The organism is Flavobacterium sp. GP15, assembly GCF_014281985.1.
Classification (GTDB): Bacteria; Bacteroidota; Bacteroidia; order Flavobacteriales; family Flavobacteriaceae; genus Flavobacterium; species Flavobacterium pygoscelis.
This window is the reverse complement of record NZ_JACFTC010000003.1, coordinates 1-13,717: the sequence shown is the minus strand read 5'-3', so window position 1 is coordinate 13,717 and position 13,717 is coordinate 1. Positions and strand designations below refer to the sequence as shown.

Here is a 13,717-nt window from a genome sequence, read left to right as displayed (position 1 = left end):
TCAGTTTAATTTAAATATTTAAATATGGATTTAATGGGAATGATGGGTAAACTTAAAGAAACCCAACAAAAAATAGAAGACACAAAAAAACGTTTGGATACGGTTTTGATAAACGAACAAAGTAATGATGCTTTATTAAAAGTTACCATAACTGCCAATACGGCTATAAAATCTATTGCAATCGATGATAGTTTGCTACAAGATAAAGAGCAATTAGAAGACTATTTAATTTTAGTTTTAAATAAAGCCATTGAAAAAGCAACTAGACTAAACCAATCAGAATTAGATGCTGTTACTAAAATGGATATGCCAATGATTCCAGGAATGGAAGATTTATTTAAATAATTATAAATGATGAATTATGAGTTTTCAATTGTAAAACTCATAATTCATTATTATTTATTTACAGTTTAGATAGAGTTTCTAAAACGTAAGTATGCATTACCTCTCTGTAATCTAGGTGCGTTACAATTCTTAGTTTTCCTTGCCCCATTGAACTAATAGAAATATTTTTCTGTTTCAGCAATTCAATTAAGTTTTTTTCGATGCAGTTAGGAACTAATTTAAAAATCAAAATATTAGTTTCAACCGGTTCTACTGATTCTACCCAAGAAACATTTTTTAATACTTCAGCAATTTCCTTCGCTCTCCTATGATCTTCAGAAAGACGCTCAATATTATTATCTAAAGCATAAATTCCTGCAGCAGCTAAATAACCCACTTGACGCATTCCGCCTCCAAGTATTTTACGAATACGTAGTGCTCTATGTATTGTTGCCTTATCACCTAGTAAAACAGAACCTATCGGTGCGCCTAAACCTTTGGACAGACAAACCGAAATGGTATCAAAAAGTTGTCCGAATGCTTTTGGATCTTGCTTTTTGGCAATCAAAGCATTCCAAATACGGGCACCATCCATGTGAAATTTTAAATTGTTAGCCTCACAAACTTGCTTAATTTTATATAATTCTTCTAATTCATAACAAGCACCGCCCCCTTTATTAGTCGTATTTTCTACACATACTAAACTGGTCATCGGACTGTGATAAAACTCAGGATCATTGATTGCACTAGCTACTTGTTCCGCAGTAATCATTCCGCGAACTCCATCTAATAAACAACAAGAAACACCACTGTTAAAAGATACTCCACCTCCTTCATAGTGGTAAACATGAGCATATTTATCAGCGATTAGTTGTTCTCCTGGTTGGGTATGTAACTTTATAGCCGTTTGATTGGCCATCGTTCCTGACGGAAAAAAAAGCCCCGCTTCCATTCCGAACATTTCAGCCACCTTGGCCTCCAACTCAATAACGGTTGGATCTTGCTTGTAAACATCATCACCAACTACTGCATTTAACATGTGCACTAACATTTCGCGTGATGGTTTTGTAATGGTATCGCTAACTAAATTTATTTCCATATAGTGTTTATTATTTATATTGTGTCGAAGTATCAACTTGCTCCTCCATTAAAAATTATCTATTTTTGCAACACAAAATTACATAATTTATGACAACTACCGAACAAATAAAAGGTATTGTAGAGCGCCTTGGTGCGTTGAGGAGGTATCTTTGACGTTGATGCCAAATTAATTGAGATTTCTAACGAAGAAGAAAAAACTTTTGCTCCAGACTTTTGGAATAACGCGAAAGAAGCCGAAATAATTGTAAAGAACCTCAGAAATAAAAAAAAATGGATCGAAGATTACAATAAAGCCGTTGAAATGACGGATGAATTGCAACTCGCCTATGATTTTTATAGAGAAGGGGAACTTGCTGTAGAAGAGCTTGACGAACAGTATAATCTTACCCAAAGTCACATTGAAGTGATAGAGTTTAAAAACATGCTCTCAGACGAAGGCGATACCTTGAGCGCTGTTATACAAATTACTGCAGGCGCAGGAGGAACAGAAAGTTGCGATTGGGCAGAAATGCTTATGCGCATGTACATGATGTGGGGCGAAAAGTATGGTTATAAAATCAAAGAACTTAACTTTCAAAAAGGAGAAGCTGCGGGAATCAAAACCGTTACTCTTGAATTTGAAGGCGATTATTCATTTGGATATTTAAAAGGAGAAAATGGCGTTCATCGATTGGTTCGTATTTCGCCTTTTGATAGTAATGCTAAACGACACACGTCTTTTGTATCTGTTTATGTTTACCCCCTTGTAGATGATAGTATCGAAATTGATATCAATCCTGCTGATATTGAAATTACAACGTCTAGATCAAGTGGTGCAGGAGGACAAAATGTAAATAAAGTAGAAACTAAAGTGCAATTATTTCACAAACCTACTGGAATTCAAATACAATGTTCAGAAACACGATCACAACAAGACAACAGACAACGTGCCATGCAAATGCTACGTTCCCAATTGTATGAAATAGAGCTAAAAAAGAAGCAAGCCCAACGCGCAGATATTGAAGCTGGAAAAATGAAAATAGAATGGGGTTCTCAAATTAGAAATTACGTTATGCAACCTTATAAATTAGTCAAAGATGTTCGTACAGGTTATGAAACCAGCAATGTAGATGGCGTAATGAATGGGGAAATTGATGAATTCCTAAAAGCCTATTTAATGATGATGGGACAAAAGGAGGAAGAATAGAACTCTTATTAAAACCAGATTTTATACTGAATTCGATTTTTAGATTATATACCTGAATTCATTTAGTTAAAAAAAATCCTAATACAATAAAACGATAAAATAAAAAGCCTCTCCACTTTCAGATACAGAAATTGTGGTGAGGCTTTTTATTTTTTTTATTAAGTTTTTATTGATGAAAACTATGAGCTGTACTCCCAAATTTAAAACCATTCAATTAAAGAAACCCCTACACCTACACTAGTTTGTAGATGATTGTAATCGATCATAGACTCTCCGTATCCATGAGCAACTTGCAAGAATCCTTTTAAATTATTTTTAATTGGATAAGACCAAGAGAAAGAAGCGCCACCGTTTGCTTTCGAATTAAAATTAAAATTATAACTACCCGTTAATGACAGTATATTTCCATTTTTAGTATAAATAACGTTCATATCACCTCGTCCTATATAAGAGGAAATATCCGGATTGTCATCTTTTTTTGCTCGTAACACAAACCAAGGCCTAACATAAACACTCCAATTATTGCGTTCAAAACCAGCATGAAAAATTATTCTATTCCAACTTCTCGAGTAGGGATTACTTTTCCCATTTGATTCATGATTAAAAGCCACACCAACCATTCGGGTTTTAAAACCTAAAATATTAAGTTTTACAGGAACATTCAAAATCACTTCAGGCTCATAATTAATTTCTCTAAAAGGACGTGACAAAGCATCATTATAAATTTGCCAATGCGAAACTTGAGTATATCCAACCCATAAATCACCATGTCCCCAAAAGATACTTTGTAAAATCTTAGTTTTAAAACTCAATTGAAATTTAGCTTCGATATTATTATAGTTAACTCCGTCTGGAACTACATAATCGGGACCTTCATTCACAGAAATAGGTTGCTCATTAGGAGAACTAGACCATCTAAGCGGGATAACATATATGGGTTTATACGGTGTAATTAAGAATGTCCCTCTTACTGAAGTGGTATCCAACTCCCATCGTTCGTTCATATTCCTAATTTGCGTTTTATTATTAAACAAAGCTTGAATTTGCGCATTTACAGAAAAAATAGAGAATAAAAAAACAACTATTGCTAACTTTATTGAAGTCAAATTCATAATTAAAAATATTAATATCGCCGGCAAAAATAAACTTTTACAGTACCAAATTGTTCTATAATTTCATTTAATCCTTACATAAATACCATTTTTATTCTTGTTAAAGAATCTGAAAATATTAGGAAATTTAAAGCCAATTTGTTTTATTTGATGAGTAATTAACCAAATCCAAACTACAAATAATGAAATCTTATTCTGTTCAAGAAATAAATGAAATATTAAAAGGAGTTATCGTCGGAAATACGTCTCATAACATTACTGCTCCAGAACAACTAGAAGTAGCTAATGAAACTGAAATTTCTTTTATTGGAAACAAAAAATATGAGAAATTATGGCAATCTTCTAAAGCTTGTGTTGCCGTTGTAAATGAAGATATTTCTATTGAACCTGGAGAAAATAAGGCTTTTATAAAGGTTAAAAATGCTGATTTAGCAATGTCTCAAGTTTTAGAACTTTTTGCTCCACCTACTCCAATTTTTCATACTGATATTCATCCAACTGCAATTGTAGACACCACAGCAACTATTTGTAATGGAGTTCGAATTGGTGCAGGTTGTTATATAGGACCAAAAGTGATCATTGGAGACAACAGCACTATTTATCCTAACGTAACGATACTTGATGAGTCTACAATAGGTAAAAATACTGTAATTTGGTCTGGAACAGTTATCAGAGAACGTTGTATTATTGGTAACGATTGTATTATACACCCTAATGCTACTATTGGTGCAGACGGATTTGGATTTCGTCCTGATCCACAAAGAGGTCTTGTAAAAATACCTCAAATAGGTAACGTAATAATAGGTAATAATGTAGAAATAGGAGCTAATTCTTGTATTGATAGAGGTAAATTTAGTTCTACTGTTTTAGGCGATGGTTGCAAAATTGATAATTTAGTGCAAATTGGACACAATAGTAAACTGGGTAAATTTTGTATTATGGCAGGTAACAGCGGATTAGCAGGCTCTGTAACATTAGGAAATGGGGTGATTATAGGAGGAAGCGCTTCTATAAAAGACCATACTACTATAGGAGATGGTGCAATCGTAGGTGCTGGTTCAGGTGTAACTGGTGATATTCCAGCAGGAAAAACCATGTTAGGATATCCCGCAGTAGAAGCTAGAGATGCTCTAAAACAATGGGCTATTCTAAAAAGATTAGTAAACGAATCTAAAAATAAATAATACGTATTTTATAGAATTCATAAAAAACAGAACTAAAATTCTGTTTTTTTTGTTTTAAAACGAAATATAAATTCTATTTTCTTTCTAATATGATAAAATATTAAAATTGATTCCATTTGATTTTGTATTTTAGCGCAAATTTTTTTAATATTATTTCATCATGGATTTAAACTTCAACAAAAACGAAGATCACAATAAACTTTTACTTTCTACATTACGCCAAAAATTAACGGTGGTTAAATTAGGGGGTGGCGAAAAACGCATTCAAAAATTACATGCTGAAGGTAAAATGACAGCAAGAGAACGCATCGATTATTTATTAGATCCAAAAGCAAAAAGCATTGAAATTGGCGCTTTTGTTGGCGAAGGAATGTATGCGGATCACGGCGGTTGTCCTTCTGGTGGCGTAGTGGTAAAAATGGGATACATTAGAGGCAAACAATGTATAGTAGTAGCCAATGATGCTACCGTAAAAGCGGGTGCATGGTTTCCGATAACGGCTAAGAAAAATTTACGCGCACAGGAAATTGCTATGGAGAATCGTCTTCCAATTATTTATTTGGTTGATAGTGCTGGAGTATATCTTCCGCTTCAAGACGAAATTTTTCCTGACAAAGAACACTTTGGAAGAATATTTAGAAATAATGCTCAAATGAGTAGTATGGGTATTACTCAAATTGCTGCTGTTATGGGAAGTTGTGTTGCTGGTGGTGCTTACTTACCAATTATGAGTGACGAAGCTATGATTGTTGACAAAACAGGAAGTATCTTTTTGGCTGGTAGCTACTTGGTTAAAGCCGCTATTGGAGAAAGTATTGATAATGAAACATTAGGTGGAGCAACCACACATTGTGAAATTTCTGGAGTCACAGATTATAAAGCGAAAGATGATAAAGACGCTTTAGACAGAATAAAAAATATTATAGACAAAATAGGTGACTTTGATAAAGCCGGTTTTAGCAGAATAAAAGCAGAAAAACCAGCACTAGATGAAAAAGAGATTTACGGAGTTTTACCTAAAGCACGTAATGAACAATATGACATGATGGAAATCATCAATCGTTTAGTTGATAATTCAGAATTTGAAGCGTATAAAGACGGTTATGGACAAACCATTATTACGGGTTATGCGAGAATTGATGGTTGGGCAGTTGGAATTGTTGCTAACCAACGAAAAGTAGTCAAAACTAAGAACGGTGAAATGCAATTTGGAGGTGTAATTTATTCTGACAGTGCAGACAAAGCGACTCGTTTTATTGCCAATTGCAATCAAAAGAAAATTCCTTTAGTTTTCGTACAAGATGTTACGGGATTTATGGTTGGTTCAAAATCTGAGCACGGAGGAATCATAAAAGATGGAGCAAAAATGGTAAATGCTGTTTCTAATTCTGTGGTACCAAAATTTACAGTTATTGTTGGAAATTCATACGGTGCAGGAAATTATGCAATGTGTGGTAAAGCTTATGATCCTAGATTAATATTTGCTTGGCCAAGTGCAGAATTAGCGGTAATGGGTGGTACACAAGCAGCAAAAGTATTAGCACAAATTGAAGCTTCTTCGCTTAAAGCGAAAGGTGAGATTGTAGATGAGGCAAAAGAGAAAGCATTATTTGATAAAATAAAAGCGAGATATGACGAACAAGTTTCTCCATACTATGCGGCTTCTAGATTATGGACAGATGCTATTATAGATCCTATTGATACTAGAACATGGATCTCTATGGGTATCGAAGCTGCTAATCATTCTCCAATTGAGAAAAAATTTAACTTAGGAGTAATTCAAGTTTAATTAAAATTAATCAATTACATATAAAAAAAGCATCTGATGAAAACAGATGCTTTTTTTATGATTAAAAACTAAATATTTTTTAAAATCTCTTTTCTTTTTATTTTTCCATTTTCTGTTTCAATAAATTTTTTAGTAAAAAAAACAGCCTTTGGTTTTTCATATTTATCCAAATCATCAAAAATAGTTTCCTCTAAAGGATACTCATCCCCTTCTATAATGAGCACTAATTTCTCGCCTAAATTGGCATCCGCAACACCTATTACAAAAAATCGGGAGGCAATTTTTTGAGTCAACTTGTCTTCAATTTTTTCTGGTATTAATTTAATTCCTCCACTATTAATCACATTGTCAATTCTGCCTAGAAAGATAAATTGATTCTCATTGACTATAGTTACTAAATCATTCGTAACTAAAATTTCAGACGTAAGATTGGGAGCACTAATTACCAAACAATTTCGATTATCTTGACTAATTGCAACATTGGGTAAAAGCGAAAAAACCTCTTCATTTATTTTCTTTGCAGCAATATGAGTAATCGTTTCTGTCATTCCATAAGTCTCGTAAACCTTAGACTTTATTTTTAGTAGCTCTTTTCTCAATTCACTATTGAGTTTAGCTCCTCCAATAATTATCTTTTTGACGTTAACGAATTCAGATAAACAATTTTGAATTTGCAAAGGCACCATAGCAACAAAATCATAACTCGCATTTTCCCGAATTAAAGGATGTGAAGTGGGTGCTACAAAATCAATTTCTAATCCTAAAATTAATCCTCTTACAAACATCATTTTACCCGCAATATATTTCATCGGTAAACAATGCAAAGCGGTGTCACCTGGTTTCAAATCAAAAAAATCACCCGTTGCAAGTGCAGAATTAATCATTGCTTTTTTTTCGATTCTGATTTTCTTAGGAGCGCCAGTAGTGCCGGAGGTAGTTAGTTCAATAAATAATTTCTGATCAAACCAATCGAGTATAAAGTCGCCCATGTCTTTTTCATACCCCTCACCCTCTTTAATAAAACTATAGGCTACTCGACATAAATCATTTTTATTGAGATGATAACCATTAAGTTTAAATAAATTATGGACATTTTTATAGGTAACTTTATGTTTCATATTCATTTATTATTTAATTATCGAAAAGGTTAAATTTTTCCAGTTAATTTTTCTTTCCAATTGTTCCAATTGTATTTTTTACTAAAAATAAATAAAAGTAAAGGGAAAATAACTAAAACAGGGAAAAAAACCTCATATCCTGCCGATGGTTCAGAAATATCTTTAAAAATTGAATGTGTCTGTAAAGCAGTCCAATCTGCAGTTACGAGCAATGCACCAATCAAATTATTAGCCGCATGAAATCCTAAAGCAAGCTCCATACCTTCATCCATTAATGTAATTATTCCAAGAAAAAATCCGGTTCCTATATAATAGACCATGATTATTGGACCAACTTTAGCTACTTCAGGATTAAAATAATGCAAACTTCCAAAAATCAAAGACGTTAATAACAGCGGAAACCACTTGTTTTTAGCCAAATTGGCAAAACCTTGCATTAAATAACCTCTAAAAATATATTCCTCACAACTTGTTTGTATCGGAACAAGAAGTATGGCTATTACTGCTAAAATTGCAAATGGAATGGGTTTAAAATTAAATATAAAGTTAGTAGGATCGTAAAAATAAGACAACAAAGTAGTAATAATAGTAAAAGCAGACCATAGACAAAAGGAAAATATAATGCGTTTCCAATCTACTTTATTTCTAGAAGTTGTAACGGAAAGAATAGTTTGTTTGTGTATCAAACGCACAACACCATAAACTGCTATCATTGTAAAAACAAAAGAAAACAAAACTAACAACAAGGTTAGATTGGAATCAAAGTAACTCATTACTGCATCATTTGTGGTTGGATACAGCTTTTTACTTGAAAACGAATCATACAATATTGCTGCTGCAAATATAATTTGCCCAACGAATGAAGCAAATATGATAGCCAACGATCCCAAAATATACTTCCAAAAGTGATTTTCTGGTCTAACTCCTTGTTCTATAAACATAAATTTTTGTTTAATTTAATGTGTAATCAGCTAAACAAATCTTATTTTTGCGAAATAAAAATAAAATTGACAACTTATACAAACTAATTATAATAAATATGATACAAATATACCATAATTCACGTTGTGGAAAATCTAGAAATTGTTTACTAGAATTGCAACATTCAAAAAAAGATTTTGAAATCATTAATTACTTAATAAACCCTCCATCCTTTGACGAATTATCAAGTATCATCGAAAAACTAAATATTAATCCAATTGATTTAGTTAGAAAAAAAGAACAAATATGGATAGATCAATATAAAGACCAGAAAATGAGTGATCAAGAAATAATTACAGCCATGATAACTCATCCTATTTTGATTGAAAGACCTATTGTAATCAAAGATAACAAAGCAATAATAGCAAGAGATTTAGAAAAATTAGAAGGTTTTATTTAATATTCTGAGCACACTTTAATTAACATATATTTATGAATTCTGGTTTTAAACCAAAATCAATTTTTACAGTCTAATAGTATATAACCAATGTTTTTAAAAATGAAAAAAATAAAATCTGTTTTAATTCTTGTTCTCTTTCTAACAACCATTTTCAGTTTTGCTCAGGAATCCCCAGTTGCAAAAATAAAAATTTCAGGTAAAGTAGTTGAAAAAACAAGTAATCAACCGCTTGAATACGCAACCATAACTTTTTTTGCTGCAAACAATCCCAAAGCAATTGCTGGTGGTATTACCAATCCCAAAGGAGAATTTGATATCGAAATTAAACCAGGTATTTATGATATAAAAATTGAGTTCATATCTTTCAAGATTAAAGAAATTAAACAAAAGGCTTTAAATACAACTAGCAGTTTAGGTTTAATTAGCTTAGAAGAAGATGTAAACCAATTAAACGAGGTTGTTATTCGTACCGAAAAAACAACTGTTGAAATTAAATTAGACAAGAAAGTTTACAATGTAGGAAGTGACCTTATGGTAAAAGGTGGGACAGTAAGTGATGTTTTAGACAATATTCCATCTGTTTCTGTCGATGTAGAAGGAAATGTAAGTCTTCGTGGAAATGATAATGTTAGAGTACTTATTGACGGGAAACCATCAAATGCTATTAATATAGCCGAAGCATTGCGTTTGATTCCAGCAGATGCTATCGAAAAAGTTGAAGTAATAACAAATCCGTCCGCAAGATATGATGCTGAAGGTGGTGGAGGTTTATTAAATATCATCTTGAAAAAAGGAAAAAACCAAGGTTTAAATGGAACATTTATAGCTTCTACTGGATATCCAGAAACTTATGGTTTGAGCGGAAATATAAATTATAAATCAAAAAATTTCAACCTTTTTACCACTCAAGGATATAACAATCGCAACAGTCCAGGAAACTCATTCACTAATTCAGAATATTTAAATCCAGACAATACTACCCGTAATTATATCTACGAGAACAGAGACAACAAAAGAAATAACAAAGGGTATAATGGTAATTTTGGTATCGAATTATATTTAAATAAATCAACTTCATGGACAAACGCTATAAATTATAGAAAAAGTAAAGGGGATAATGTTGATGATGTTCTTCAAAATTATTACGACTCCGGTTTTAATTATGATTACACTCGCAATAGAATCAATGGAGAAATTAGCGATAGTGAAAGCGTAGAATTTACAACAAATTTTATTAAAAAATTCAAAAGAGACGGCCATAAATTAACAATTGACGGTTCGTTTTCTACAAGTGATGATCTGAACGATGCTATAATTACTGACAAAGCAACCAACACAAATATTGTTAAATTTGACAATACAATAAATAATCAGACACAAGGTAGAAATTTAATTCAAATGGATTATGTTTTACCTTTTGGAAAAGGAAGTCAATTTGAAGCAGGATATCGTGGTGATTTTTCAAAATTACTTACTGATTACGAAGTAGAAAATGATGGCGTAATTAACAACAACTTTACTAATTCACTAGAATATAAAGAGAAAGTAAATGCTCTTTATACACAATATGGGTTAAAAATTGATAAATTTTCTGCTCTTTTTGGACTTCGTTTTGAAGATTCAAATATTGAAATCAATTTATTAGGCACCAATAATTATAATACTAAAAAGTACAACAACTTTTTTCCAAGTGCCTTTTTTACTTATGAAATATCAGACAAAAGTAGTGCTTCTGTAAGCTATAGTCGTAGAATACAAAGACCTAGAGGGCGTTTTTTAAATCCCTTTAGCAATTTATCTAGTAACATCAACATTTTTGTTGGAAACCCTGATTTAAATCCTGCGTTCTCTGATGCAATTGATTTAGGTTTTATCAAAAGATGGGACAAATTGACCTTTAATACTTCTTTGTATGTTAACAAAACTTCAGATTCATTTCAATTTGCACGAAGAGAATCAGGTGCTTTCGTTAACGGAACGCCAGTATTAATTAGCTCACCAATAAATATAGCAACAGAATACAGAACAGGATTTGAATTTACTTTGAATTATTCTCCTTATAAATGGTGGAAATTAAATGGTAATTTCAATTTCTACAGAACAGAAACACAAGGAGATTTCTCCTATACTGATTTTAACAGTAACTTAGTGACTCAAGACTTTGGAAATATTGCTACTTCTTGGTCTTCAAGAATAACATCAAAAATAACCTTGCCTTACAAAATTGATTGGCAAACAAATGCAAGTTATAACGCACCACAAACAAGCGCTCAAGGTAAAAGTTTAGGTGTATTTGGAGCGAACTTAGCCTTTAGCAAAGACATCTTGAAGGAAAAAGGAACTCTTGCATTTAACGTAAGTGATGTATTTAATTCTAGAAAAAGAATTACTGAAAATTATTTAGCAGGTGTTGTAAATTCATACAGCGAAATGCAATACAGACAAAGACAGTTTACTTTATCATTTACATACCGCTTTAACAAGCCGAAAAATGAAAGAGAAAGACCTAAACAAAATCAAAACGATAGTGAAGGTGACTTTCAAGGATAAAAAAAAAGGACTCCAGCAATGGGGTCCTTTTTTTATAATATAAAAATAAATAAGCACAAAAAAAAGGCCCCATGTAAATGAGTCCTTTTTTTATTTAACAAAGAGTTTTAAACTGATTGTTGTTCTTGCTTCTTTTTATCTCTTTTCTCTTTGTATGCTTCCCAAGTTGCACCACCTACCCAATAGGATACGAAACTAACTAAAAAAAACATTAACCAGAATCCTATAGTAAGAACGGTTAAGAAAAGTAAAAAGCCTAAATACTGTGAAAATTCAAACATGTTTTCCGGAATTTTTGAATGTAGCCACAAATGTAAGTCTAATTCCTTTTCATACCAATAAAAAAGTATAAAAACTACTAATGAATTTTTATAAAAAAGGAATTATCCGTATTTTTGAACTCAGAATTTGGAGCTATTCCCGCTGTGCTCTCCAATCTTTTCTTTTTTAAGAAAAAAAGTAAAGGATTTCCGTTTCCATCGGGGCTAAAAATCTAGTAAACTACATATTTATAAATACCAACAACATGAAATTTAGAATAGAAAAAGACACCATGGGTGAAGTGCAGGTTCCTGCCGAAAAATATTGGGGTGCGCAAACAGAACGTTCTCGTAATAACTTTAAAATAGGTCCATCGGCATCTATGCCTAAAGAAATTATTGAAGGTTTTGCTTATCTAAAAAAAGCGGCTGCTTACGCTAATTGCGATTTAGGAGTTTTGCCTACAGAAAAAAGAGATGCAATAGCTGCTGTTTGTGATGAAATATTAGCAGGAAAACTTGATGATGAATTTCCATTGGTAATTTGGCAAACGGGTTCTGGTACGCAAAGTAACATGAACGTAAATGAAGTTGTTGCAAATCGTGCACAAGTACTTAAAGGTTTTAATATTGGTGAAGGAGAACAATTCATCAAAGCGAATGACGATGTAAACAAATCACAATCTTCTAATGATACTTTTCCAACAGGAATGCACATCGCAGCTTACAAAGCAGTGGTAGAAGTTACCATTCCAGGAGTTGAAAAACTAAGAGATACATTGCACGCTAAAGCAATTGAATTCAAAAATGTGGTGAAAATAGGCCGTACGCATTTAATGGATGCTACACCACTTACATTAGGACAAGAAATTTCAGGTTATGTAGCACAATTAAACTACGGTTTAAAAGCAGTCAAAAATACTTTAGCTCACTTATCAGAAGTTGCATTAGGTGGAACTGCAGTAGGAACTGGATTGAATACGCCAGAAGGATATGACGTAAAAGTGGCTGAATATATTGCTGAATTTACAGGACATCCGTTTGTAACTGCTGAAAATAAATTTGAAGCATTGGCTGCACATGATGCGATTGTAGAATCTCACGGTGCTTTAAAGCAATTAGCTGTTTCTTTAAATAAAATTGCTAATGATGTGCGTATGTTAGCTTCAGGACCACGTTCAGGAATTGGAGAAATCATTATTCCAGAAAACGAACCGGGATCATCGATCATGCCAGGAAAAGTAAATCCAACACAATGTGAAGCGTTAACTATGGTTTGCGCTCAAGTGATGGGGAATGACGTTGCTATTACTGTTGGTGGAATGCAAGGTCAATATGAATTAAATGTTTTCAAACCATTAATGGCAGCTAACTTTTTGCAATCGGCTCGTTTATTAGGTGACGCTTGTCTTTCTTTTGATGAACATTGCGCACAAGGTATCGAACCAAATTACAAACGCATCAAAGAATTAGTTGACAACTCATTAATGCTAGTTACAGCTTTGAATACTAAAATTGGTTACTACAAATCGGCTGAAATTGCGCAAACAGCACATAAAAACGGTACAACTTTAAAAGATGAGGCCGTTCGTTTAGGATATGTAACCGCAGAAGATTTTGATGCTTGGGTAAAACCTGAAGACATGGTAGGAAGTTTGAAATAAACCTCACTAAAATCTAAAATAAAAAAAATCCCAAATTCCATCTTAAAC

The 13,717-nt window shown here is 32.6% G+C and carries 12 protein-coding genes; 7 read left to right on the top strand and 5 right to left on the bottom strand.

What is annotated here, in order from left to right:
• Window positions 1-24 precede the first annotated feature (24 nt).
• Window positions 25-345, top strand: coding sequence for a YbaB/EbfC family nucleoid-associated protein (locus H2650_RS08080; RefSeq protein ID WP_188050304.1), 321 nt, complete (start codon window positions 25-27; stop codon window positions 343-345).
• Between the two features lie 58 nt (window positions 346-403).
• Here the strand turns inward: H2650_RS08080 and H2650_RS08075 are convergent, their stop codons facing one another.
• A complete protein-coding gene (locus H2650_RS08075) occupies window positions 404-1,423 on the bottom strand; it encodes a low specificity L-threonine aldolase (RefSeq protein ID WP_188050303.1) in 1,020 nt (339 codons plus the stop codon).
• An 89-nt stretch (window positions 1,424-1,512) separates the two neighbouring features.
• Here H2650_RS08075 and prfB point away from each other — a divergent pair.
• Window positions 1,513-2,611 (top strand): peptide chain release factor 2 gene (gene prfB / locus H2650_RS08070; RefSeq protein ID WP_188050302.1). Its coding sequence is split into 2 segments (ribosomal slippage): window positions 1,513-1,575 and window positions 1,577-2,611, totalling 1,098 coding nucleotides; the frame shifts between segments, so codons are not numbered across the junction.
• A gap of 200 nt (window positions 2,612-2,811) precedes the next feature.
• Here prfB and H2650_RS08065 read toward each other — a convergent pair.
• Window positions 2,812-3,723, bottom strand: coding sequence for a phospholipase A (locus tag H2650_RS08065; RefSeq protein ID WP_188050301.1), 912 nt, complete (start codon window positions 3,721-3,723; stop codon window positions 2,812-2,814).
• A gap of 182 nt (window positions 3,724-3,905) precedes the next feature.
• On the opposite strand from H2650_RS08065, the gene lpxD reads away from it, so the two are divergent.
• Window positions 3,906-4,907, top strand: coding sequence for a UDP-3-O-(3-hydroxymyristoyl)glucosamine N-acyltransferase (lpxD, locus tag H2650_RS08060; RefSeq protein ID WP_188050300.1), 1,002 nt, complete (start codon window positions 3,906-3,908; stop codon window positions 4,905-4,907).
• A gap of 160 nt (window positions 4,908-5,067) precedes the next feature.
• Window positions 5,068-6,696, top strand: a complete 1,629-nt coding sequence (locus H2650_RS08055; RefSeq protein WP_188050299.1) for an acyl-CoA carboxylase subunit beta — start codon at window positions 5,068-5,070, stop codon at window positions 6,694-6,696.
• A 68-nt stretch (window positions 6,697-6,764) separates the two neighbouring features.
• Here the strand turns inward: H2650_RS08055 and H2650_RS08050 are convergent, their stop codons facing one another.
• The gene (locus H2650_RS08050) at window positions 6,765-7,814 is read right to left on the bottom strand and encodes an AMP-binding protein (protein ID WP_188050298.1); all 1,050 of its coding nucleotides are present in this window, start codon (window positions 7,812-7,814) and stop codon (window positions 6,765-6,767) included.
• A gap of 29 nt (window positions 7,815-7,843) precedes the next feature.
• Window positions 7,844-8,755 carry a CPBP family intramembrane glutamic endopeptidase gene (locus tag H2650_RS08045; RefSeq protein ID WP_188050297.1) on the bottom strand — a complete coding sequence of 304 codons (912 nt, stop codon included), beginning with the start codon at window positions 8,753-8,755 and terminating at the stop codon, window positions 7,844-7,846.
• 98 nt (window positions 8,756-8,853) lie between these two features.
• On the opposite strand from H2650_RS08045, the gene H2650_RS08040 reads away from it, so the two are divergent.
• Window positions 8,854-9,195 (top strand): ArsC/Spx/MgsR family protein, encoded by a 342-nt coding sequence (locus tag H2650_RS08040; protein ID WP_188050296.1) that lies wholly within the window; start codon window positions 8,854-8,856, stop codon window positions 9,193-9,195.
• 99 nt (window positions 9,196-9,294) lie between these two features.
• Complete coding sequence (locus H2650_RS08035; protein WP_188050295.1) at window positions 9,295-11,745, top strand: outer membrane beta-barrel family protein; 2,451 nt, start codon at window positions 9,295-9,297, stop codon at window positions 11,743-11,745.
• Between the two features lie 107 nt (window positions 11,746-11,852).
• Here H2650_RS08035 and H2650_RS08030 read toward each other — a convergent pair whose 3' ends face one another.
• Entirely contained in the window at window positions 11,853-12,026 is a 174-nt protein-coding gene (locus H2650_RS08030; protein WP_188050294.1) for a hypothetical protein, read from the bottom strand.
• Window positions 12,027-12,271: 245 nt separating this feature from the next.
• Here H2650_RS08030 and fumC point away from each other — a divergent pair, with 245 nt between their 5' ends.
• Entirely contained in the window at window positions 12,272-13,669 is a 1,398-nt protein-coding gene (gene fumC, locus H2650_RS08025; RefSeq protein WP_188050293.1) for a class II fumarate hydratase, read from the top strand.
• Window positions 13,670-13,717: the final 48 nt, after the last annotated feature.

Coding starts and splice junctions, on each gene's coding strand:
- H2650_RS08080 (WP_188050304.1), top strand. CDS start 25: ATGGATTTAATGGGAATGATGGGTAAACTTAAAGAAACCCAACAAAAA.
- H2650_RS08075 (WP_188050303.1), bottom strand. CDS start 1,423: ATGGAAATAAATTTAGTTAGCGATACCATTACAAAACCATCACGCGAA.
- H2650_RS08065 (WP_188050301.1), bottom strand. CDS start 3,723: ATGAATTTGACTTCAATAAAGTTAGCAATAGTTGTTTTTTTATTCTCT.
- lpxD (WP_188050300.1), top strand. CDS start 3,906: ATGAAATCTTATTCTGTTCAAGAAATAAATGAAATATTAAAAGGAGTT.
- H2650_RS08055 (WP_188050299.1), top strand. CDS start 5,068: ATGGATTTAAACTTCAACAAAAACGAAGATCACAATAAACTTTTACTT.
- H2650_RS08050 (WP_188050298.1), bottom strand. CDS start 7,814: ATGAAACATAAAGTTACCTATAAAAATGTCCATAATTTATTTAAACTT.
- H2650_RS08045 (WP_188050297.1), bottom strand. CDS start 8,755: ATGTTTATAGAACAAGGAGTTAGACCAGAAAATCACTTTTGGAAGTAT.
- H2650_RS08040 (WP_188050296.1), top strand. CDS start 8,854: ATGATACAAATATACCATAATTCACGTTGTGGAAAATCTAGAAATTGT.
- H2650_RS08035 (WP_188050295.1), top strand. CDS start 9,295: ATGAAAAAAATAAAATCTGTTTTAATTCTTGTTCTCTTTCTAACAACC.
- H2650_RS08030 (WP_188050294.1), bottom strand. CDS start 12,026: ATGTTTGAATTTTCACAGTATTTAGGCTTTTTACTTTTCTTAACCGTT.
- fumC (WP_188050293.1), top strand. CDS start 12,272: ATGAAATTTAGAATAGAAAAAGACACCATGGGTGAAGTGCAGGTTCCT.